The sequence below is a fragment of the Streptomyces sp. NPDC020597 genome (genome assembly GCF_044335095.1).
In the GTDB taxonomy this organism is placed as follows: Bacteria; Actinomycetota; Actinomycetes; order Streptomycetales; family Streptomycetaceae; genus Streptomyces.
Window position 1 is genome coordinate 88194 of sequence record NZ_JBIRUL010000025.1, and the last position, 22269, is coordinate 110462.

At 75.4% G+C, this 22269-nt stretch carries 14 protein-coding genes; 6 read left to right on the top strand and 8 right to left on the bottom strand.

The window, feature by feature from the left end; translation table 11 throughout:
• Nucleotides 1-15: 15 nt before the first annotated feature.
• Nucleotides 16-561: a DUF4232 domain-containing protein gene (locus ACH4ZA_RS31620; protein WP_319275478.1), complete on the top strand. Its 546-nt coding sequence runs from the start codon at nt 16-18 to the stop codon at nt 559-561.
• Between the two features lie 21 nt (nt 562-582).
• Here the strand turns inward: ACH4ZA_RS31620 and ACH4ZA_RS31625 are convergent, their stop codons facing one another.
• Nucleotides 583-1734 carry a DUF2786 domain-containing protein gene (locus ACH4ZA_RS31625; RefSeq protein WP_319275480.1) on the bottom strand — a complete coding sequence of 384 codons (1152 nt, stop codon included), beginning with the start codon at nt 1732-1734 and terminating at the stop codon, nt 583-585.
• Between the two features lie 71 nt (nt 1735-1805).
• Between ACH4ZA_RS31625 and ACH4ZA_RS31630 the strand changes: the two genes are divergently transcribed.
• Together ACH4ZA_RS31630 and ACH4ZA_RS31635 are read left to right on the top strand one after the other, a co-directional pair.
• On the top strand, nt 1806-3509 hold the full coding sequence (locus ACH4ZA_RS31630) for a bifunctional 3'-5' exonuclease/DNA polymerase (protein ID WP_398432667.1): 1704 nt from the start codon (nt 1806-1808) through the stop codon (nt 3507-3509).
• Between the two features lie 112 nt (nt 3510-3621).
• Nucleotides 3622-4581, top strand: a complete 960-nt coding sequence (locus tag ACH4ZA_RS31635) for a D-2-hydroxyacid dehydrogenase family protein (RefSeq protein WP_319275484.1) — start codon at nt 3622-3624, stop codon at nt 4579-4581.
• 13 nt (nt 4582-4594) lie between these two features.
• Here the strand turns inward: ACH4ZA_RS31635 and ACH4ZA_RS31640 are convergent, their stop codons facing one another.
• On the bottom strand, nt 4595-5551 hold the full coding sequence (locus ACH4ZA_RS31640; protein WP_319275486.1) for a WYL domain-containing protein: 957 nt from the start codon (nt 5549-5551) through the stop codon (nt 4595-4597).
• A gap of 211 nt (nt 5552-5762) precedes the next feature.
• Here ACH4ZA_RS31640 and ACH4ZA_RS31645 point away from each other — a divergent pair, with 211 nt between their 5' ends.
• Nucleotides 5763-6596: an NAD(P)H-binding protein gene (locus ACH4ZA_RS31645; protein ID WP_319275488.1), complete on the top strand. Its 834-nt coding sequence runs from the start codon at nt 5763-5765 to the stop codon at nt 6594-6596.
• Nucleotides 6597-6639: 43 nt separating this feature from the next.
• Here the strand turns inward: ACH4ZA_RS31645 and ACH4ZA_RS31650 are convergent, their stop codons facing one another.
• The gene (locus ACH4ZA_RS31650; RefSeq protein ID WP_107442658.1) at nt 6640-6963 is read right to left on the bottom strand and encodes a 2Fe-2S iron-sulfur cluster-binding protein; all 324 of its coding nucleotides are present in this window, start codon (nt 6961-6963) and stop codon (nt 6640-6642) included.
• 307 nt (nt 6964-7270) lie between these two features.
• Here ACH4ZA_RS31650 and ACH4ZA_RS31655 point away from each other — a divergent pair, with 307 nt between their 5' ends.
• Nucleotides 7271-8692 (top strand): alpha/beta fold hydrolase, encoded by a 1422-nt coding sequence (locus ACH4ZA_RS31655; RefSeq protein ID WP_319275491.1) that lies wholly within the window; start codon nt 7271-7273, stop codon nt 8690-8692.
• 192 nt (nt 8693-8884) lie between these two features.
• Here the strand turns inward: ACH4ZA_RS31655 and ACH4ZA_RS31660 are convergent, their stop codons facing one another.
• From ACH4ZA_RS31660 to ACH4ZA_RS31680, 5 genes are read right to left on the bottom strand one after another with little or no spacing between them, the layout of a single operon-like run.
• Complete coding sequence (locus tag ACH4ZA_RS31660) at nt 8885-10132, bottom strand: acyl-CoA dehydrogenase family protein (protein ID WP_319275493.1); 1248 nt, start codon at nt 10130-10132, stop codon at nt 8885-8887.
• A 10-nt stretch (nt 10133-10142) separates the two neighbouring features.
• Nucleotides 10143-11156 carry an aromatase/cyclase gene (locus tag ACH4ZA_RS31665; RefSeq protein WP_319275495.1) on the bottom strand — a complete coding sequence of 338 codons (1014 nt, stop codon included), beginning with the start codon at nt 11154-11156 and terminating at the stop codon, nt 10143-10145.
• Entirely contained in the window at nt 11156-17323 is a 6168-nt protein-coding gene (locus ACH4ZA_RS31670; protein ID WP_398432668.1) for a type I polyketide synthase, read from the bottom strand. The genes ACH4ZA_RS31665 and ACH4ZA_RS31670 overlap by 1 nt, the downstream gene beginning before the upstream one ends.
• The gene (locus tag ACH4ZA_RS31675) at nt 17320-19380 is read right to left on the bottom strand and encodes a beta-ketoacyl synthase N-terminal-like domain-containing protein (protein ID WP_319275499.1); all 2061 of its coding nucleotides are present in this window, start codon (nt 19378-19380) and stop codon (nt 17320-17322) included. The genes ACH4ZA_RS31670 and ACH4ZA_RS31675 overlap by 4 nt, the downstream gene beginning before the upstream one ends.
• Nucleotides 19381-19399: 19 nt before the next feature.
• Complete coding sequence (locus tag ACH4ZA_RS31680) at nt 19400-20410, bottom strand: acyltransferase domain-containing protein (RefSeq protein WP_398432669.1); 1011 nt, start codon at nt 20408-20410, stop codon at nt 19400-19402.
• 208 nt (nt 20411-20618) lie between these two features.
• On the opposite strand from ACH4ZA_RS31680, the gene ACH4ZA_RS31685 reads away from it, so the two are divergent.
• Complete coding sequence (locus ACH4ZA_RS31685) at nt 20619-21605, top strand: ketoacyl-ACP synthase III family protein (RefSeq protein WP_319275502.1); 987 nt, start codon at nt 20619-20621, stop codon at nt 21603-21605.
• Nucleotides 21606-22269 lie beyond the last annotated feature (664 nt).

Genomic DNA, 22269 nt, shown 5'->3' on the forward strand with positions numbered 1-22269 from the left:
CCCGAGGGACCACACATGCGCGCCGTTCCCATCACCGTCACCGCTCTCGCCGCGGCCCTGCTCCTCACCGCCTGCTCAGGCGGGGACGACAGCGGCTCCGGTGGCGACGAGAGCAAGGCCGCCGCCTCCCCCGGGGCCGCCGGATCCGCCTGCGCGGCCGGCGACCTCGGCCAGGAGGTCGGCCCCGTCGACGCCGCGCCCGCCGCCGGGGACACCGGCAACGTCACCGTCACGCTCACCAACAAGGGCAAGGAGTGCACCCTGGCCGGCTTCCCCAAGGTCGAGCTCAAGGCCGGCGACGACTCCGCGACCGCGGCGCAGGACGAGGCCGCCGCGCCGCAGCCCCTGACCCTCCCGGCGCAGGGCACCGCCTCGTTCACGATCACCTACGTGCGCGGCGCGGGCGGCGGCGACAAGTCCCTCTCCGTCAAGACCGTCGAGTACGGCCTGCCGCAGGCCTCGTCCACCGCGGACTTCCCCTGGTCGTACGGTGACGTCGCGCTCAAGAGCAAGGGCGTGGCGGACGCCACGGTCAGCGCCTTCCACCCGGCGGGCGACTGACCCGCCCCGCTCGGCGTGCGGTCACGGCAGGCGGGGCCGGGACCGCACGCGGGCCCGGTCGGCCGCTTCGGCGCCCTCGGTCCAGCCCGCCTCGTCGGTGACGCCGCGCAGACGGGTGGAGACCGTCCGCGGGAACATGCGGTCCGTCGCCGCGGTGACCGCGACCTCGCGGGACGCGAGGACCGGCAGCAGGTCGTCGCCGACCTGCGCCTCCGCGGCGGCCGTGAGGCGGGCGCCGACCCGGTGGGCGTACGCGGCGAGGAACGACTGGCGGAAGGTCCTGGTCCGCCGGCGGCCGCTCGCCCGCTGCGCCGCCTCCGCCTTCGCCATCGCCGACTGCGCCTGCACCAGCAGCGAGGTGTAGAGCAGTTCCACCGCTTCGAGGTCCGCCTCGAAGCCGACGACCGTGGAGAAGGCGAACGGCTCGTTCCACACCGCCCGGCAGTGGTTGGCGTCGGCGACCGCGTCCAGCAGCACCGCCTTGGCCTGCTCGTACGGCGGCTCGACGCCGATCCGGCAGGCGCCGGGCGCGTCCGGGGCCGGGGCCCGAGCGTCGAGCAGGGCCTCGTCCACGCTGTGCCGGGCCATCAGTTCCTGCGCCTTCGCCGTCAGCGCCTCGGCCTCCTCCGGGAAGCCGGTCGCCTCGGCCTTGGCGAGCAGCGCGCGGATGCGGGTGAGCATGCGGGCGGAGGAGTCCCGGCCTGCCCCGGCCGCCGGGTCCCGCCCCGGCCCCCGCCCGGGCCTGTGCTCGTCGAGGGGGTCGAGGCCGGGCAGGCGCAGCAGCAGACGGTAGAGCTCCAGGACCGCCGTGGCGTGCGAGAAACGGTCCGCGGAGGGGGGCGGACCGGCCGGCAGCTCCGCGAGCTGGGCCGCCCAGCGGCCGCCGCGCGCCCGGTCGTCGCGCGCCTGTGCGCGGATCAGCGCCGCGACGAGGCCCGCATGGGCGCCGTCCAGATCGCGCCGCACGATCCGCACGACGTCCGCGGGCTGCCAGCCGCGCCGCCAGAGCGCCGCCACGAACTCCGTGCCGCGCCGCGCGAGTTCCGCGTCCGCGGCGGGATCGGCGGCGAGGAGGGACGCGCCGGAGTCGAGGGCGGCGTCGGCCGTGTCGTAGAGGGCTGCCCGCAGGGCGCGTTCGACGGCGCCGGCCGGGTCGCTGCTGGTGCTGCTCACCGTTCGATCGTGCCATGCGCCGCCCGCGCACCTTCCCCGGCACTGTCAGACCCCCCTGCCACACTCGCGGTATGGCCGACCGGTGGGCGCTCGCTCCGACCGAGGACGGTGGCGCGGAAGTCGCCCCCCTCGGTCCCGACGGCCTGCCCGCCGGCCCGTCGATGCGGGAGCCGGACCTGGCGCGGGCCGTACGGGAGCGGCCGGGCGTCGTGCGCTGGGTCTGGCGTTCCACGCCCGAGGTCTATCCGCGCCTGCTCGACGCGGGCGTGCGGGTCGAGCGGTGCTACGACGTGGAGGACGCCGAGACGCTCCTGCTCGGCCACGAGGGCCGGTCCGGCGAGCCCCGGTCCGCGGCCGCCGCGCTGGCCCGGCTGCGCGGCGGTCCCGTACCGCCGGACCCGCCGCAGCGCTCGGCCGAGCCCGGCGCCCAGTCCTCGCTGTTCGAGCCGCGTGCCGCCGCGGGGATTGCGCTGGCGGACCTCCTGGCCGTCTACGCGGAGCAGCAGCGCAGGCACGAGCGGGCCGAGCACCCGGCACGGATGCGGCTGCTGACGGCGTCGGAGTCGGCGGGGATGCTGGTGGCCGCCGAGATGAACCGGGCCGGGCTGCCGTGGAGCGCGCAGGTGCACCGCGCACTCCTGGACGACCTGCTCGGCGAGCGGTACGCGGGCGGCGGCGAGCCCCGGCGGCTGGCGGAGCTCGCGGACGAGGTGTCCGCCGCCTTCGGCCGCCGTGTCCGCCCCGACCTGCCGGCCGACGTGGTCAAGGCCTTCGGCCAGGCCGGGATCCGGGTGCGGTCCACCAGGCGCTGGGAGATCGAGTCCCTCGACCATCCGGCCGTGAAGCCGCTGCTGGAGTACAAGAAGCTGTACCGCATCCGGGTGGCCCACGGATGGTCCTGGCTGCAGGACTGGGTGCGGGACGGCCGGTTCAGACCGGAGTTCCTCGCGCACGGCACGGTCACCGGGCGCTGGGTCACCAACGGCGGGGGCGCCCTGCAGATCCCGAAGGTCATCCGGCGGGCGGTGGTCGCCGACCCCGGCTGGCGGTTCGTGGTCGCCGACGCCGACCAGATGGAGCCGCGGGTGCTGGCGGCGATCTCCCGCGACCCCGGCCTGATGGAGGTGGCGGGCCGGGAGAGCGACCTCTACCAGTCCGTCTCGGACCGCGCCTTCTCCGGCGACCGCGCCCAGGCCAAGATCGCCGTGCTCGGCGCGGTCTACGGGCAGACCTCCGGCGACGGCCTGAAGAACCTCGCCGCCCTGCGCCGCCGCTTCCCGCGCGCGGTGGAGTACGTCGACGAGGCGGCCCGGGCCGGCAAGGAGGGGCGGCTGGTGCGGACCTGGCTCGGCCGGACGTGCCCGCCGGCGGTGGGGGCGGCCGAGGCCGAGGAGGCCGGCATCCCCGTCGACGACCCCGCGGGCCCCGCCGAGGAGGACAGCGCCGACGACCGCCAGTGGACGCCCGGTTACGCCTCCACCGACGCCCGCGCGCGCGGCCGGTTCGCCCGCAACTTCGTCGTCCAGGGCAGCGCCGCCGACTGGGCGCTGCTGCTGCTCGCCGCACTGCGGCGGGCCTGTGCGGACATGGCGGCGGAACTGGTCTTCTTCCAGCACGACGAGGTGATCGTGCACTGTCCGCGGCAGGAGGCCGAGACGGTCGTCGCGGCCATCCGGGAGGCGTCCGACCTGGCCGGGCGGCTGACGTTCGGGGACACGCCGGTGCGGTTTCCGTTCACCACGGCGGTCGTGGAGTGCTACGCCGACGCCAAATGACCGGTCCGGCCACGACGGCAGGGGGCTGCCGGGGCGCTCAGGAGCCCGCCGTAGTCTCGGACGGTCCTGCCCGCGGGCCCGACCGTGGGCCCGTCCCTACGGAGGAGACGCCGTGCCCTTCCGCTGTGCCGTACTCGACGACTTCCAGAACGTCGCGACCACCATGGCCGACTGGTCCGTGCCCGGCGAGGAGGTGGAGGTCGTCCCCTTCACCGAGCACTTCGGAGGGGAGGACGAACTCGCCGCGGCACTGGCCGGCTTCGACTGCGTGGTCACCCTGCGCGAACGCGTCGCCTTCCCGGCGTCCCTGCTGGACCGGCTCCCCCGGCTGCGGCTGCTGATCGCCTCCGGCATGCGCAACTCGGTGATCGACTTCCCCGCGGCGAAGGCGAACGGGGTGACGGTCTGCGGCACGGAGAGCTCGTCGACCCCGCCGGTCGAGCTGACCTGGGCGCTGCTGCTCGGTCTCGCGCGCGGGCTGGTGCAGGAGAGCACCGCGCTGCGCGAGGGCGGCCCCTGGCAGTCGACGGTGGGCGCGGACCTGCACGGGCGGCGGCTCGGGCTGCTGGGGCTGGGGAGGATCGGCGGCCTGGTGGCCCGGGTGGGCCTCGCCTTCGGCATGGAGGTGAGCGCCTGGAGCCAGAACCTGACGGAGGAACGGGCGCGGGAGGTCGGCGTGCGGGCGGCCGCCTCGAAGGAGGAACTGCTGTCCGAGAGCGACTTCGTGTCCGTCCATCTCGCACTGGGCGAGCGCACCCGGGGGCTGCTCGGCCCCGCCGAACTCGCGCTGCTCAAGCCGACGGCCTACCTGGTGAACACCTCGCGCGCGGCCATCGTCGACCAGGAGGCGTTGCTGGCGGCGCTGCGGGAGGGGCGGATCGCGGGTGCGGGGGTGGACGTCTTCGACGTCGAACCGCTCCCCGCCGGTCATCCGATGCGGACGGCTCCCCGTCTGCTGGCCACTCCCCACCTCGGGTACGTGTCCCGGGCCAACTACGGGCGCTACTACGGACAGGCGGCGGAGAACATCCGCGCATACCTGGCGGGGGCACCGGTACGGGTATTGGGCTAGCCGCCGGGGCCGGTCACGGGGGTGGTGGGGTGGGGTCGGCGGCGCGGGTGAGGCGGGCGGCCAGGGTGCGGAGATGGTCGGCAAGTTCCGGCGGGTCGAGGACCTCGAAGTCGATGCCCTTGAGCGCGATGTGCAACGCGATCTCGTCCAGGGTCGCGGCGCCCGTGTGGAACAGGCAGGAGCGGTCGTCGTACCGCTCCAGACGGCCCGCGGTGGGAGAGGTGTGCTCGGCGAGGGCTTCCACCGGGCAGTGGAAGAGGACGGTCGCCCGGCAGCGGTAGGGGGCCGAGGACAGCTTGTCGGTGAGGTAGGCGTTCAGGTCCTCGGCGGGGCCGGGCCTGGGGGTGAACCGGGGCCCGGACTGCGGGGCGGCGTCGACGCGGTCCAGACGGAACGTCCGCCAGTCGTCGCGCTCCAGATCGAAGGCCAGCAGATACCAGCGGCGGCCGGTGTGGACCAGCCGGTACGGCTCGACGCGGCGCGTCCTGCCCTGGTAGCCGAAGCGCACGCTCTCGTGTCCCCGGCAGGCGGCGGCCAGCACCGCCAGCAGGTTCGCGTCCACGGCCGGGCCGGACGCCGTCAGCGGCAGGATCGCCGACTGCATCGCCGCCACCCGGTGCTTCAGCCGTGAGGGCAGCACCTGCTCCAGCTTGGCCAGCGCCCTCAGCGAGGTCTCCTCGAAGCCCGCCACCGAGCCGGACGCGGCGGCCCGCAGCCCGACGGTCACCGCGACGGCCTCGTCGTCGTCCAGCAGCAGCGGCGGCAGCGCCGCACCGACGCCGAGCTGGTAGCCGCCGCCGGGGCCGGTCAGGGACCGCACCGGGTAGCCCAGCTCGCGCAGCCGGTCCGCGTCCCGGCGGACGGTGCGCGTCGTCACGCCGAGCCGCTCGGCCAGCTCCGGGCCCGGCCAGTCGGGACGGGACTGCAGCAGGGAGAGGAGCCGCAGTAATCGGGCCGAGGTCTCGAGCATCTGGCGGAAAACTCCTCATCGATCGCACCCGGTCGAGGACAGAACCTGTCCTCAGAGCTTCCTAGTGTCGTTCTTGCCGGCCCGCGAGGGAACGGCCCGCGGCACCGCCGCGCAAGGCAACCACCGGCGCAACGGAACCACCGCGGCGCAGAACCACAGGCAAGCAGAACCACAGGCAAGCAGAACCACCGGCACAGCAAGGGAGAACGTCATGATCCTCGTCACCGGAGCCACCGGGAACGTCGGCCGTCGCGCACTGGAGACGCTGCTCGCACAGGGCCGCGAGGTGCGGGCCGCGTCGCGCGCCCCGGAGCGGGCGACGTGGCCCGCCGGGGTCCGCACCGTCGCGCTCGACCTGGCCGACCCGGCGTCGCTCGCCACCGCCCTGGAAGGGGTCGAGGCGGTGTTCCTGTTCGCCGCCCCCGGCTGCGGACCGGCCTTCGTCGCCGCCGCAGAGGCCGCCGGCGTACGCCGGGTGGTGTTGCTGTCCTCCGGCTCGGTGGACGACGAGTCCGAGGAGCAGGACGGCCCGATCGCCGCCTACCACGCGGAGATCGAGCGGGCGCTGCGCGGCTCCACCCTGGAATGGACCTTCCTGCGGCCCGACGTGTTCGCGGCCAACACGCTGATGTGGGCCGGGCAGACCAAGGGCGGCGACGTGGTCCGCGGCGCCTACGCCGAGGCCACCGCCGCGCCGATCCACGAGGCCGACATCGCCGCCGTGGCCGTGGCCGCGCTCACCGAGGACGGTCACGCCGGAGAGATCCACCGGCTGACCGGCCCGCAGTCGCTGACCCACGCCGACCAGGCCGCAATCATCGGCGAGGTGCTCGGCCGCCCCGTCACCTACCAGGAACTGCCCGCCGAGACCGTCCGGGAGGCGATGAGCGCACACGTGCCCGGGCCGGTCCTCGACGACATCCTCAAGGTGTGGGCCGACTCGGTCGGCCGGCCCGCCCTGGTCACGGCCGACGTCGAGAAGATCACCGGCCGTGCTCCCCGCAGCTACCGCGACTGGGTGTCCGAGCACGCCGCCGCGTTCTGACGCGGCCGGGCCCCGGGGCGGCCGGGCCCCGGGGCGGCGCGTGTCACACCTGCCGCTCCGGGACGTCCACCACCAGACCGTCGATCGCGTCGGTGACCGGCAGCTGGCAGCTGAGCCGGCTGTTCTCCCGGCGCGGGCAGGCCGTCGTGTACAGCAGTTCGTCCTCGATGTCGGACACGGCCGGCAGCGTGACCGGGCTGCCCCGGTCGACGTAGACGTGGCAGGTCGCGCACATGGCGCCGCCGCCGCACTCGCCGACGATGCCGTCGACGCCGCCCACGACCGCCCCCCGCATCACGGAGTTCCCCTCGGGGACGTCGAGGGTCGTGGGGGTTCCGTCCGGACTCCGGTAGGTGATCCTGGCCATGCGTCGTGTCCTCCCTGCGTTCGCGCGTCCGCGCACGTGCCGCGGAGCCGCGCCGGCGTATTTCCACGGATGCCTGCGGTGCTCTCGCCGCCCACCGTGCCGCGCCTCCCTGGGGAGTCGCTGGGGGCTCGATCGAACGCGGCTTCCGGAAGGCCGCCGCCCTCGCGCCGACGGGCGGGGTGCGCCCGGGGTTGCGGGCCGGTGCGCCCGTGCTCCAGGTCGGTGCGCCCGGCACTCCAGGTCGGTTCGAGAGCCACGCTGGAGGCTGGCCGGTACGTACGGCACTCATGGCGCACAGGAGGCACCCATGCCGAAGACCGGCGAGCGGCTCACGTGGACGGCCGCAGGACCAGGCGAACGCCTGGAGTACGCGACGCTCGAGGTCCCGCTCGACTACGCCGATCCCGACGGCGCGCAGATCACCCTCGCCGTCAGCCGGCTTCCCGCCACGGATCCCGCACGCCGGCGGGGCGTGCTGATCGGGGTGACCGGCGGGCCCGGCGGCGACGGCGGCCTCGGCACCGGCATGCCCGCCCGGCTGGCCGGCACCCCCCTCGCGGAGGTGTACGACCTGATCGGCTTCGACCCGCGCGGCACCGGCGCCTCGACGCCGCTGCGCATCGAGGTCACCCCCACCACCGCGCCCTTCGACTCGCGGCCGCCGGACTCGGTGTTCGAGGCGATGGCCGCCGACATGCGCGAGCGCGAGCAGGGGTGCCGGCGGGCCGGCGGCGAGATGCGTCCGCACGTCAACACCCGCAACCTCGCCCGCGACATGGACGCCGTCCGGGTCGCGCTGGGTGAGGAGAAGCTGAACTTCCTCGGTTACGCGTACGGCAGTTACGTCGGCGCCGTGTACGGGACGATGTTCCCCGAGCGCCTGGACCGCAGTGTGCTCGACTCCTGCGTGCACCCCGGCTGGACCTGGCGTGAGCAGTTCGTGGCCCAGGCGCGGGCGGTCCGCGAGAACGTGGACCGCTGGGCCGCGTGGACCGCGCGGCGCGACAACCACTTCGCCCTCGGGACGACGGCGGCGCTGACCGTCGCCGCGGTGGAGGGCGTCGCCGCGCAACTGGAGGGCCGGCTCGGGGCGTCCGTGCGGACGTCGTTCGACGGCATCGTGGGCGGTCTGGCTACCGACCGCTCGGCGTGGGAGCGGCTGGGGCTGCTGGTCGGGGCGCTGCGGGACGCGCTCGCCGAGGGCGCCGACGAGCGGACGGCGGCGCTGCTGGCCGAGCACGCCACGGGCGGCTGGGGGGCGCGGGCCAGCGAGCAGTGGAAGCAGAGCGTCCTGGAGGCGGTGACGCTCGAGACGGAGTGGCCGACCGACCTGGAGACGTACTACGCGGACATGCGCGTCTGCCGGGAGCGCTACCCCTACGGGCACGGCGTGCTGCGGGCGGCGCCCTGGGTCGGCGCGTTCCGCACCTTCCGGTCGCCCGAGCCGCCGACCGTGCTCGCCCGGGACGGCTATCCGGCGGGCCTGGTCGTGCAGGCCGACGGCGATCCGATGGACCACCGCGAGGGCGGCGAGGCCCTGGCGGAGCGCCTCGGCCATCATCTGATCCTGGTGGAGGACTCCGGCGAGCACGAGGTCTATGTGCTGAGCGGCAGCAATCCGCGCCTCGAGGCCTATGTGGAGGGGTACTTGGTGGACGGTGTGCTGCCGCCGGCCCGGGTGACCGTGCCCGGCGTGCGCCAGGCGCCGCCGGTTCCCGAGGACGCCTGATCCCCCGCGGACGTCCGAACCCCCGGGGGCGGTCGAACCCCCGGGGGCGGTCGGACCCCCGGGGGACTCCGAGCCCTCCGGGGGCCGGGCCCTCCTCAGGGGCCTGCTGAGTCCTCCGGGAGCGTCCGGCGCGAAGCGGAGGGGAGGGGCCCGCCGACCGGCCCCTCCCCTCCGCCGTCGTGTGCCGTCCCGTCAGCGGCGCTTGCCCGCAGGGACGACGTACCGGGCGTAGAGCAGTTCGCGCATCACGTCGTCGCCGCCCTCCACGATGGACACGTAGCGCAGGTCGCGTACCAGTTTCCCGATGGGATGGTCGTGGGTGTAGCCGAGCCCGCCGAACATCTCCGAGCCGGTCGTCGCCACCTCCCAGCCGGCCTGGCCGCAGTACAGCTTGGCGGCCAGCGCCGAGCGCAGGGTGCCCACCCGGTACAGGGCCGCGGCCGGGTTCTCCGCCGCCAGGAACCGGTCGAGCTCGGCCGCCGCCGCCCGGCACTGGTTGCGCATCACCTCGATCGTCATCTCGATCTGGCCGAGTTTGGCGGCGAACACGGCGTTCTCGCGCAGCGGAGCGCCCTTGATCCGCTTCTCGGCCGCGTACTCCATGGACAGGTCCCGGATCCTGCGGGCGACGCCGATCGCGGTGGCGGCGATGAGGATGCGGCTGGCGTTGAGCCCGATCTCCAGCAGGCGCAGCCCGTTGCCGCGCAGCCGGCCCGCCGCGGGCACCCGGCAGTCGCGCAGCCGGACCCGGTAGGTGCCCGAGCCGCGGACGCCGAGCATGTCCCAGCGCTTGACGATCTCCACCCCCGGCGTGGCGCGGGGCACCGCGACGACCGCGTAGTCGCCGTCGTCGTCGGCGGACCGGGCGAGTACGAGGAGGGTGTCGGCCGGGTCGGAGTTGGTGGAGAAGTACTTCTCGCCGTCGAGGACCAGGTCGTCGCCGTCGCGGCGGAAGGTGGTGGCCGTGCGGTTGAGCTCGCTGCCCGCGTCCTCCTCGCTGCCGAGGATGCCCAGCCGCCCGCCGTCACGGACGAGACGCTCCAGGACGGGACGGGCCACCTCCTCTTCGCCGTGCAGCTGGAGCATCACGGTGCCGAGCACCGGCAGGAAGGAGCCGAACGCGAAGCCGGCGTCGCCGTAGGCCAGTTCGGACACGATGTCCACGCTGTCGGCGAGGGACGCGCCGGCGCCGCCGTACGCGGCCGGGATCCACCAGTTGGCCAGCCCGGCGGCGTGCAGCCGGGCCGACTCGGCGGTGGGCTGCTCGGGCAGGCCGTCGAAGTACTCGTCCTTCGACAGCAGTTCCGCGCGGACGAACTCCCGGACCCGCTTCAGCACCTCGGCGGCGCCGGCCGGGGCCCCGGCGCCCGTCGAGCCCGTGGCCCCGGGCTTCCCGGCCGTCCCGGCCGTCCCGATCTGCTCGGTCGTCTGGGTCGTCATGACGTCCTCCTCACCCGGCCTGGACGAAGGCGCGGGTCTTGGCCATCGTGGCGCGGCTGTTGGAGCCCAGCGCGTGCCGCACCGCCTGCCGGGCGTCCGCCAGCGTCTTGGGCGGGTCGGGCAGCGCGTCGATGCCCGCCGGGTCGAGAAGGACCTGGTGGTAGGAGGTGACCTTCACGGTGCCGTCGGGGCCCTCCTCGAACCGCCACTCCCCGTTGTGGGCGTGGAGCACCGGCGGCAGGATCGTCTGCTTGTAGGTGATCCGCCGCAACGGCTCGCAGACCCGGCCGGACGCCGTGGTGTGCAGCGAGCCGTCCGGGGAGCGGGTGTCCATCTCCATGAACTGCAGCCCGGTCTCCTCCTCACGGAGCTCGAGCCGCGCCACGTGCGGAAGCCGCTCCGGCCACCGGGACGCCTCGTAGATGAAGGCGTACGCCTCCTCGATCGAGCCGGTCATGGTCTCGGTGTCGGCGAAGTCGAACAGCAGCTCCCGCTCGGCGTCCCCGCGTTCGGCCGCCCGCCTGAGGTGCTCCAGCTCCGAGCGGCTGTTGGTGTCGACGGCCCGGGTGATGCGCTCGTGGGCCACCGGGTCGTCGTCGACGGCCCGGTAGAAGTGGTCGAGCTCCACCGTGCAGCCGCCGTCGGGCCGCTCGGCGATGCGCCAGGTCCCACCCATCGCCGCGACCGGTTCGCGCGGCTGGATCTGTTCGAACTCGATGCGGAGCCCGGCGGGGTCCAGCCGGCGGCGCGACTCCCAGGTGCGCAGTTCGCCGTTGGCGAGGGCCCAGATCCGGATCCGTTCGTCCGTCTCGTCGCCGCCGGTGCGCTCGGCCCGCACGGTGGGCGGGAAGTACAGCGGCCACAGACCGACTTCGGCGACGATCCGGTAGACCGCGCCGGCCGGGGCCGACACCTCGATGCGGTGGGTCACTTCGGTGACGCCGTCGACGGTGACCTGGGTGCTTGCTTCGGTGCTTGCTTCGGTACGTGCTTCGGTGGTGACGGTTTCGGCGTCGCGTGCCATCACGCGCCCTCCAGTCCTGAGATGAAGTTGACAAGTGCCCGCGGCGTCGGGTGGTCCAGTACGGCGCCGGCGGGGAGCCGGAGCCCGGTCGCGGCGGTGAGCCGGTTGCGCAGGTCGACACTGAGCAGGGAGTCGAAGCCGAGTTCCTTGAAGGAGTCCTCGGCGCCGATCGCGGACGGTTCGAGGTAGCCCAGCACCTCGGCGGTGTGCGTCCGCACCAGCTGCATGAGGTCACCGCCCGCCGCAGGCGCCGCAGCGGCCGCGGGGACGGCGGCGGCGGTCGCCGGGGACGTGACCGGAGCCGCTGCGGTGGACGGGTCCGTGGCCCGCGCCGGCCCGACGGCGGGCGAGGCGACGGGCGCGGGCGCCGATACCGGTGCTGGCGCCGGTGCCGGCGCCGGGGCGGCGGACGGCGCGTCGTGGCGGGGAAGGTCCGGCAGCCCTTCGAGGAGTCGCGCCGCCCGGCTCCCGGGCCGCAGCTGCTCCGGGGCGAGCCTCAGCGGCACCCGGACCGGAGCGTGCGAGGCCAGGTTCTCGAACAGGAGCCGCATCCCGTCCTCGCTGTCCAGCGGGGCGATCCCGATGCGGGCCAGCGCGGCGGTGTCGGCCTCGGTCAGATGGCCGGTCATTCCGGTGGGCTGCCGCCACAGGCCCCAGGCCAGCGACGTCGCCTCCAGCCCGCGGGCCCGGCGGTACTGCGCCAGGGCGTCGAGATAGGTGTTGGCCGCCGCGTAGTTCGCCTGGCCCGGATTGCCGAACACCCCCGCCACCGACGAGAACAGCACGAACGCCGACAGGTCCAGGTGCTCGGTGAGCCGGTGCAGATGCCAGGCCCCGGCGACCTTGGGCCGCAGCGCCGCCCGGAGCTGGACCGGCGTGAGGCCGGTGAGCAGCCCGTCGCGCAGCACGCCGGCGGTGTGGAAGACGCTGCCGGGCTGGTGCTCGGCGACGACCTTCGCGACGGCGTCGGCGTCGGCGACGTCGCAGGCCACGACGGACACCTCGGCCCCGGACGCGGTCAGTTCCGCGCTCAGCCCGGCCGCGCCCTCGGCGGCCGGGCCGCTGCGGCTCACCAGCACCAGTCGCCGCGCGCCCCGCTCGGCGACCAGGCGCCGGGCCAGTTCGGCGCCGAGACCGCCGGTGCCGCCGGTGATCAGCGTCGGGCGCAGCGGGTCGTAGGAACGCGGGGTGGTCAGCACGAGCTTGCCCTGGTGGCGGGCCCGGCTGAGCATCCGCAGCGGAACCCGGCCGTCCCGCACGTCCCAGGTGCGCACCGGCAGGTGGCGCAGGGCGCCCGACTCGAACAGGGCGACGAGCTCCTCCAGAACCTCGCTGATCCGGTCCGGCCCGACGCCCAGGATGTTGTACGCCCGGTACGTGATCCCGGGGTGCGCCGCCTCGGTGGCGGCCACGTCCCGCAGGTCGGTCTTGCCCATCTCGGCGAACCGGCCGCCCGGCGCCAGCAGGCCGAGGGAGAGGTCGAGGGCCTTGCCGGACAGCGAGTTCAGCACCACGTCCACACCCCGGCCGTCGGTGACGGACCGGAAGGCGTCGGCGAATTCGAGCGTGCGGGAGGAGGCGATGTGGTCGTCCGGGACGCCCCAGGCGCGCAGCGTCGGCTGCTTGTCGGCGCGGGCGGTGGCGAACACCTCGGCGCCGAGGTGCCGGGCGAGCTGGATCGCCGCGAGTCCGACGCCGCCGGTCGCCGTGTGGATCAGCGCCCGGTCGCCCGGTCCGGTGCCGGCCACGTCGACGAGGCACTGGTAGGCGGTGATGAACACGATGGGCACACCGGCCGCCTGGGCGAAGCTCCAGCCGTCCGGGAGCGGCTTGACCATGCGTTCGTCGGCGACGGCCAGCGGGCCCAGCGAGCGTTCGAACATGCCGAACACCCGGTCTCCGGGCGCGAAGCGGGTCACCTCGGCGCCGACCTCGGTGATCACGCCCGCGCCTTCGCTGCCCATGGTCTTCTCGGTGGCGACGAGGCCGAGGCCGACGGTGACGTCCCGGAAGTTGAGCCCGGCCGCGCGTACCTCGACACGCACCTGACGGGGCCCCAACTCGGCTTCCGCCTCGGGGTGTTCGACGAGTGCGAGGTCGTCGAGGGTGCCCTTCACGGTGACGTCGAGCCGCCACGCGCGGCTTCCGGCCGGGGGCCGCATACCGCTCTCGCGGGCGATCCGCAGCAGCGGCCGGTACAGCCGCCCGGCCCGCAGGGCCACCTCGGGCTCACCGCAGGCGAGGGCCTGCGGCAGGGCCGCCAGGGACGCCGGGTCGTCGTCGACGTCGATCAGCACGAAGGTGTCCGGGTGCTCGGTCTGCGCCGAGCGCACCAGTCCGGTGACGGCCGAGGCGGCCAGGTCGCGGACGGGCTCGCGGTCGGTGACGGCGAGCGCGCCCCGGGTGACCACGGCGAGCCGCGAGGCGGTGAACTGCGCATCGGCGCGCCAGCTCTGCACCAGGTCGGCGGCGGCGAGGGTCAGCCGCTCGGCCTGCGCCGGGTCGCCGTCCGAGCCGGGGGCGGAGCCGAGCGGGGCCACGACGAACGCGGGCGCCGGACGGGCCACCGAGTCCAGGTCGGGGAAGTCCGGCCGGTCCCACAGGCCGCCCGCGCCGACCGTCACCCATCCGTCCGGTGCTGACGCGTCCGCGCCCCGCAGCCGCTCCCACGCCGGTTCGAGGCTGACGCCCCGGTCCTCGGCCGGCAGCGGCCGCAGCGCCAGCGAACGCACCGTGCCGACGGGGCGGCCCTGGCCGTCGAAGAAGGTGAGCGACAGGTCGTCTCCGTCCGGCCGCGCGTGCACCCGCAGCGTCCGGGCGTCGGTGGCCGTCAGGGCGGCGTCGCGCCAGGAGAACGGCACCAGCAGTCCCGCGTCCGCCCGGAGCACGGCCGGGTGCAGGGCCGCGTCGAGCAGCGCCGGGTGGGCGGTCGCGAAGCCGCCCGGCTCCAGGTCGGGCAGCGCCACCTCGGCGAGGATCTCCGCGCCGCGCGTCCACAGGGCGCGCAGTCCGGCGAACGCCGGTCCGTAGTGGTAGCCGCGCTCGGCGAGCAGCCGGTAGGCGTCGTCGACGTCGACCGGGGTGGCGCCGTCGGTGGACCAGCGCGCGGGCGAGGCGGGCGCCGGGTCCTGGCCGGCGAGCGCGCCGGAGGCGTGCCGTACCCAGCCGCCGTCGGCCTGGCGCGCGTGCACGGTCAGGGCCCTGCGTCCGGCGGCGTCCTCCGGGTCGAGGACGATCCGCAGGTCCGCGGTCCCCTGTTCGGGCAGCGCCAGCGGCACGCTGAGGGTGAGGTCGGCGACGACGGGCCGGCCGACGCGTTCGCCGATCTCGCCGAGCAGCGAAAGGAACACGGTCGCCGGCACCAGCGCGGCTCCCCGGACCACATGGTCGGCCAGCCACGGGTGGCGCTCGCGGTCGACGGACGCGGTGACGACGGTCTGCCCGGAGGGCAGCTCGGTCGGCTCACCGGTGAACGCGCCGTCGTCGTCGCGGGCCGCGGCCGACGGGGCCGTCGCCCAGAACCGGGTGCGCTCGAAGCGGTAGGACGGCAGGTCGATGCGGCGGCCGGCCGGCTGCAGCGGGGTGAGGTCCACCGGTCCCACGGAGTCGGGGAGGACCGCGGCGGACGCCAGGAACTGGCCCGCGCCGCCGCTGTCCCGGCGCAGGGTGCCGAGCACGGTGCCCGTCACCCCGGCCGCGTCCAGGACCTCCTGGGCGCCGAAGGTCAGCACGGGGTGCGGGCTGCACTCGATGAAGGTGCGGTGCCGTCGCTCCACCAGCCCCCGCAGCACCGGCTCGAACCGCACGGTGTTGCTCAGGTTGTCGTACCAGTACGCCGCGTCCATGTCGGCGGTGTCGATGACCGCGCCGGTCAGCGTCGAGTGGAGCTTGACGTCGGAGGAGCGCGGCGAGATGCCCGCGAGATCGCTGAGGAGGCGTTCCTCCAGCGCCTCCATCGCCTCGGTGTGCGAGGCGTAGTCGACCTCGATGCGCCGGGCGTCGACGCCCTGCCGTTCGCACCGGGCCAGCAGGTCGGTGAGGCCGGCGACGTCCCCGGCGACCACGGTCGAGGTCGCGGAGTTGACCGCCGCGACGCTCACCCCGTCCACGCTGTTGAGGAGCCGCTCGGTCTCCTCGGCGCCGAGCAGCACGGACGCCATGCCGCCGGGGGGCGCGAGCTGCGCCAGGGCCTGGCTGCGCAGGGCCACCACCCGGCAGGCGTCGGCGAGGCTGAGCGCGCCGGCCACATGGGCGGCGGCGATCTCCCCCTGGGAGTGGCCGACGACCGCGGCGGGCCGCACGCCGACCGACTTCCACAGCGCGGCCAGCGACACCATCATCGAGAACAGCGCGGGCTGGACGACGTCGACGCGTTCGAGTCCCTCGCCGCGCAGCGCGTCGGTCAGCCGCCAGCCGCACAGCGGGGCCAGTTCCTCCGCGCAGGCCTCCATGCTCGCGCGGAAGACCGCCGACTCCTCCATCAGCGCGAGACCCATCCCGCGCCACTGGGACCCCTGCCCGGGGAAGACGAACACCGGTCCGGCCAGGTCGCGGTAGGACTCGGTGCGCAGCACGGTCGGCGACCGGTAGCGCCCCGGCACGGCCGGCAGCGGGGCGTCGGAGGCCAGCGACTCCAGTCCGGTGAGCAGGTCCGCACGGCTGTCGGCGATCACGACGCCGCGCTGCCGGAACCCGCTGCGGCCGCGCAGGGTGTGCGCCACGTCCTCGGGCGCGTCCTGCGGGGTGCGGTCCACGTGGTCGGCGAGGGCCCTGGCCTGGGCGCGCAGCGAGTCCGCGTGCGGGGCGGAGACCGACCACAGCAGCGGGCCGCCCGCGTCGGCGGCGGGTTCCCGCGCGGGCTCGGGCTCGGCCTCCTCGATCACCACGTGGGCGTTGGTCCCGCTGATCCCGAACGAGGACACGCCGGCCCGGCGGGGCCCGTCGCCCCGCTCCCACGGGCGGGCCCGGGTCAGCAGGGCGAGACCGCTGTGCTCCCAGTCGATGTGGTGGGTGGGCCGGGAGACGTTGGGCGTGGCGGGCAGGACCCCGGCCCGCAGCGCCTCGACCATCTTGATCACCCCGCCGACGCCCGCCGCGGCCTGGGCGTGCCCCAGGTTCGCCTTCAACGAGCCGATCCAGAGCGGGCGTTCGGCGTCGCGGCCTTGGCCGTAGACGGCGGACAGGGCCCGCGCCTCGATGGGGTCGCCGAGTTCGGTGCCGGTGCCGTGCGCCTCGACCGCGTCGACGTCGTGCGGGCCCAGCCCGGCCTGGCGCAGGGCCTGCCGGATGACGTCCTCCTGGGCCGCCCGGTTCGGCGCGGTGAGACCGTTGCTCGCGCCGTCGGAGTTGGTGGCGGTGCCGCGGACCACGGCGAGTACCCGGTGGCCGCGCGCGCGGGCGTCGGAGAGCCGCTCCAGCAGCAGCAGTCCGGCGCCCTCCGCCCAGGCGGTGCCGTCGGCGTCGTCGGAGAAGGGGCGGCAGCGGCCGTCGGGCGAGAGGCCGCCCTGCCGGGTGAAGTCGACGAACATGCCGGGCGTCGACATCACCGCGACGCCGCCCGCCAGCGCCAGGTCGCACTCGCCGTCGCGCAGCGAACGCACCGCCAGGTGGACGGCGACCAGCGAGGACGAGCACGCGGTGTCCACGGTGAGGGCGGGGCCGCGCAGCCCGAAGTAGTAGGCGATGCGTCCGGAGGCGACGCTGGTCGAGCTGCCGGTGATGCGGTAGCCACCGGCGCCCTGGTTGTCCTCGTACAGGCGCGGCCCGTACTCCTGGGCCATCGCCCCGACGAACACGCCGGTGTTGCTGCCCGTGACGGCGTCGCGGCTCAGACCTGCGCGTTCGAAGGTCTCCCAGGCCGTCTCCAGCAGCACCCGCTGCTGGGGGTCCATGCCCTCCGCCTCGCGGGGTGAGATGCCGAAGAACTTGGCGTCGAAGCGGTCGGCGTCGTCGAGGAAGCCGCCGCGGGTCGTGCCGGAGCGGCCGTCGGCGAGGTCCGCCGCACGCCAGCCGCGGTCGGTGGGGAAGGAGGAGGTGGCGTCGCGGCCGTCCGCGACCAGCCGCCACAGGTCGGCGGGGGTGCGGACACCGCCCGGGTAGCGGCAGCCCATGGCCACGACGGCGACGGCTTCCTGGTCACCGTCCAGTGGTCCGGTCTGGGGAGTCATCGAAACTCGTGACCTTTCGTGTCGTCCGACCGGAGCGCCTCGATGAGCGCCGCCGGAGTGGGATGGTCGAACAGCAGGGTCGTCGGCAGGACGCGGCCGGTGGCCCTGGCGACGGAGGTGCGCAGCGCGACGGCCATGCGGGAGTCGAGACCGAGGTCGGTGAAGGTGGCGTCCAGGTCGAGGTCGGCGCCCGGCGCGCGGCCGAGGATCTCCACGGTGAGGTCGAGGACGAGGTCCAGCGGGTCGCCGGTCCACTGCGGCGCGGCGTCCTCGGCTGCCGGGCCGCCCGCGGACGTCGTCGTGTCCAGCCAGTACGGGCGCCGCTGGAAGGCGTACAGGGGCAGGTCCGCCGGGCGGGCCCGCGGGCCGTAGACGGCGAGCCAGTCGACCGGCTTGCCCAGGACGAACGCGGCGGCCGCCGCCGTGGCCGCCGTGCCGGGACCGTCCCCGAGCGCCGGCCCGTCCTGCGGCCGCGCGCCCGGCCGGCCCGTGAGGACGGTCGTCCCGTCCTCACGGGTTCCGTCCCCGTGGGTCCCGTCGGCCAGCTCCCGGAGCCGGGCGACGAGGGCCGGGCGCGCGACGGCGACGACCGCGGCGCGCACGGGCAGCGCCGCGCGGGTCGTCGCCGAGGCGAGGCCGAGGTCGCGCAGGTCCACGTCGTCGCGGCCGTCCAGCCGGTCGGCGAGCAGGGCCGCCTGGGCCCGCAGCGCCGCGTCGGTGTGCCCGGAGAGCAGCACGGGCACCGGCTCCTCGGCCGCCGCCGCGGGATCACCGGGCCCGGGTACGGCGTCCTCGCGCCGGGGCGCCTCGCCGAGGACGGCGTGGGCGTTGGTGCCGCCGAGGCCGAACGACGAGACGCCGCAGACCAGCGGCCCCTCGTCGGGCTGCCAGGCCCGCCGCCGGGTGCTGACGCGCAGCCGCAGCCCGTCGAGGTCGATGTCGGGGTTGGGCCGCCGGTGGTTGAGGGTCGGCGGGAGCTCGCGGTGGAAGAGGCTCGCCGCGGTCTTGATCAGCCCGGCGATGCCCGCCGCGCCCTCCAGATGCCCGATGTTGGTCTTCACGGAGCCGACCAGCAGCGGCCGGTCCGCGGGCCGTCCCCGGCCGAGGACGCCGCCGAGGGCCCGCGCCTCCACCGGGTCGCCGGCCTTGGTGCCGGTGCCGTGCAGTTCCACGTACGCGACCTCGGCCGGATCGACGCCCGCCCGGCGGTAGGCCTCCGCCAGCACGCTCTGCTGGGCGGTCTGGGTGGGTGTCGTCAGACTCGCGCCTCCGCCGTCGTTGTTGACGGCCGCGGCCAGCACCGTGCAGTACACCCGGTCCCCGGCGGCGAGGGCCGCCGAGAGGGGCTTGAGCACCAGCACGCCGGCGCCCTCGCCCCGCACGATCCCGTCGGCGCTGCGGTCGAAGGTGTGGCAGCGGCCGGTCGGCGACATCGCTCCCAGTTCCTCGATGAGCCGGTCGCCCGTCGCGGTGAGGTTGAGCTGGACGCCCGCGACGACCGCGGTGGTGCACTCGCCGCGCCGCAGACTTCCCAGCGCCTGGTCGAGGGCGGCCAGCGAGGAGGACTGGCCGGTGTCGACGACCGCACTGGGGCCGGTGAACCCGAAGAAGTAGGAGAGCCGGTTGGCGAGGAAGGTCCGTGCGGTGCCGGTCATGGAGTAGGCGTCCACCACCGCGGACATCCGGCTCATCAGCGCGTAGTCGTCGGAGCAGGATCCGACGAAGACGCCGGTCGCCCCGCCCGCCGTGGGCGCGATGCGCGCGTCCTCGAGGGCGTGCCAGCACAGTTCGAGCAGCAGCCGCTGCTGAGGGTCCATCAGGGCGGCCTCGTGCGGGGAGATCCCGAACAGCTCCGCGTCGAAGAGTTCGACGTCGCGCAGGTATCCGCCGGGGCGGCGGCCCTCGCGCAGCCCGGTGCCCGGGCCGATGGCGTCGCCGCCCCGGCGGAGCAGCCGCCAGAAGCCCTGGAGGTCGTCGGCGCCGGGGAAGCGGCAGGCCATGCCCACCACGGCCACGGGCTCCCCGGACGCACCGGTCGTGTCGGTCAGCTCAGTCATGTCGGTCCCGTCGGCTCTGTCAGTGGCCAGGTCGGTCATGGCGGTCTCCGGCGGCGACGAGGGTGAGCCGGTGCCGTACCTCGTCCACGGCCTCGCGGTCGTCGCGGCCGCCGCCCGGCACCAGCGCCTGCACGCAGCTGTGCCCGGCGATCACCCGGGGCTGGCGGCGGGCCAGCCGGCTGAGGCCGTCGCCCGGACCGGCCTCCAGCAGCAGGCAGTCGTGCGCGGTGAGCAGGGCGGTCAGCGCCGGTGCGAAGTACACCGTCCGGGCCGCCTGCCAGGCCCAGAAGTCGGGGTCCAGCGCCTGCTGGTCGGCGAGCCGGCCCGGCGTGTACGCGGAGTAGAAGGGGAAGGCCGGCCGACGCAGCGGCACCGCGCGGAACCCGGGCAGGGTCGCGCGGACGGCGGCGTCGACCGCGGGGCTGTGGAAGGCCTGCCTGGCCTGCACCGGGCGGCAGATGACGCCCCGTCCGTCCAGCTCGCGGGCGGCCCGGGCCAGCGGCTCGCGCTCCCCGGCGAGGAGGAGCTGGCGGGCGGCGTTCACCGCGGCCAGGTGCACGTCCGCGCCGAGCAGGTCGGCGATGTCTTCGGGGGAGGCCGCGACGGCGAGCATCCCGCCGGGCGGGGTGTCGGCGAAGTGCACGACCCGGTCGCGCATCAGGCGTATGCCGTCCTCGAAGCCGAGGATCCCGGCCAGGGTCGCGGCGGCGACCTCGCCGACGCTGTGCCCGATGATCGCCGCCGGGCGCACGCCCCAGCCGAGCACCATCCGCCCGAGGGCGTGGTTCACGGCGTAGAGCAGCGGTTGGGCGACCGTCACGTCGTCGTAGTCGGCAGACGGCGCCTCGGCGAGCCATTCCCGCCGCAGCCGCGGGCCGTCCGGGGCCAGGAGCCGGAACGCCTCGTCCATCCAGTAGGTGAACGTCGAGTCGTGCCCGTACAGGCCCGCGGCCATCCGCGGGTACTGCGCACCCTGACCGGGGAACACGAGTGCGACCGGTGGATTCGGCTGTTGCGCTGTAATGGGCATCCGGTTACCTTCCTTTCCTGCCTTTCCCGCTGCCGCAATATGCGCCAGGAGATTCGACGTTCGCCTGAGCCTCGATCGAGAGCCGCGGACGGAATCCGGCTCCGCCCGGCATTGAGCCGCCCCCGAGCGGCGCCGTGCAGACTCGACGGCCGAATGCCGTCGGGCGGAGGGAATGGTCGTGCCAGCAAAAGAGGTATTCGTTTCCGGGGTGGGACTTCATCTGCCGCCGGCCATGCCGGCCGAGGAGGCGGTCCGGCAGGGGCTGACCGACGACTGGACCGTGCGGCGCACGCGGATGCGGTCGGTGTGCGTCGGCACGGAGGCCGGGCCGCAGATGGCGGTGCGGGCCGCACGGGAGGCGCTGCGCCACGCGGACGCGGGACCCCAGGACATCGACCTGGTCCTGCACGCCAGCAGCTACTTCCAGGGTTACGACCTGTGGGCGCCCGCCTCGTACGTGCAGCGCGAGGCCGTCGGCAACACGTGCCTGTCGCTGGCCGTCGAGCAACTGTCCAACGGCGGGATGGCCGCCTTCGAGCTGGCGGTGGCCTATCTGCGCGCGGACGCCCGCCGGCACAGTGCCCTCGTCACCACCGGCGACCGGTTCTGCCTGCCGGGGATCGACCGCTGGACCACCGACCCGGGGACCGTGCTCGGCGACGGCGGCACCGCGATCGTGCTGTCCACGGCCGACGGGTTCGCGCTGCTGCGCAGTCTGGTGACGGTGTCCGATCCGACCCTGGAGAAGATGGGGCGGGGCGACGACCCCTTCGCCGCGACACCCCTGGAGACCAGGACCCCGGTCAGCGTGGAGGAGCCCCGTGCCCGTCTCGTGAAGGAGATGGGCATGTCGGAGCTGATCGACCGGCTGCACACGGGACAGCGGGCGGCCTTCGAACAGGCCCTGCGGGAGGCGGACGTCAAGCAGGAGGAGCTCGACTGGACGGTGCTGCCGCACCTCGGCCGCGCCAAGATGGACTTCCAGTTCTTCTCGGCGCTGGACCTCGATCCGGAGCGGACCACCTGGCCCTGGGGATCGGGAGTCGGCCACCTCGGCGCGGGCGACATGTTCGCCGGCCTCGCCCACCTCACCCGGACCGGCGCCCTGCGCCCGGGCCAGACGGGTGCACTGGTCAGCGCGGGCGGCGGCTTCGCGTGGACGGTGGCCGTCCTGGAGATCCTGACCGCGGCCTGAGAGACGTCCGGCGGATCCCGTCGCGCGCATGCCCCCGGGCGCCGCGACAGGATCCGCCGCCCCCGTCCGCCGCGCTGCGTCCCGGGCCCGAGCCGCACAACCCCGTCCCCACGCTCCCGCGCGACCGCGCCGCCGCAAGCCGGTCGCCAGGGTCGCCGAAGACCAGAGCGCCGGAGGACCCGCGGGCCGGAGCCCGGGAGGGCCGCGGGCCGCAGGCCAGGGGCCGGGAGGGCCGCGGGCCGCAGGCCAGGGGCCGGGAGGGCCGCGGGCCGCAGGCCAGGGGCCGGGAGGGCCGCAGGCCAGGGGCCGAGGAGGGCCGCGGGCCAGAGGCCGGGGAGGGCCGCGGGCCAGAGGCCGAAGCCCGGAGCGGGAGACCCGAGGGCCAAGGGCAAGGGCCCGGAGGCCCGGGGCCCGGAGGCAAAGCCGGGGGCGGGGTGCGCGTGGAAGGGGGCCTGGAGGCCGGGGGGCCGAGGCCCGGGCCTCCTCGCCTCCGGGCCAGAGGTCGGGGGCGGGATGGGCGGGGATGCGGAGTGGGGGGGGGTGGGGGGGGCCCCCCCCCCCCCCCCCCCCGGGGGGGGGGGCCCCGGCCCCCCCCCCGCCGGAGGGCCCCCCCGGGGGGGCGAGCCCCCCGGCGCGGGAGCCCCCCCCCGCGCCCGCCGGCCCC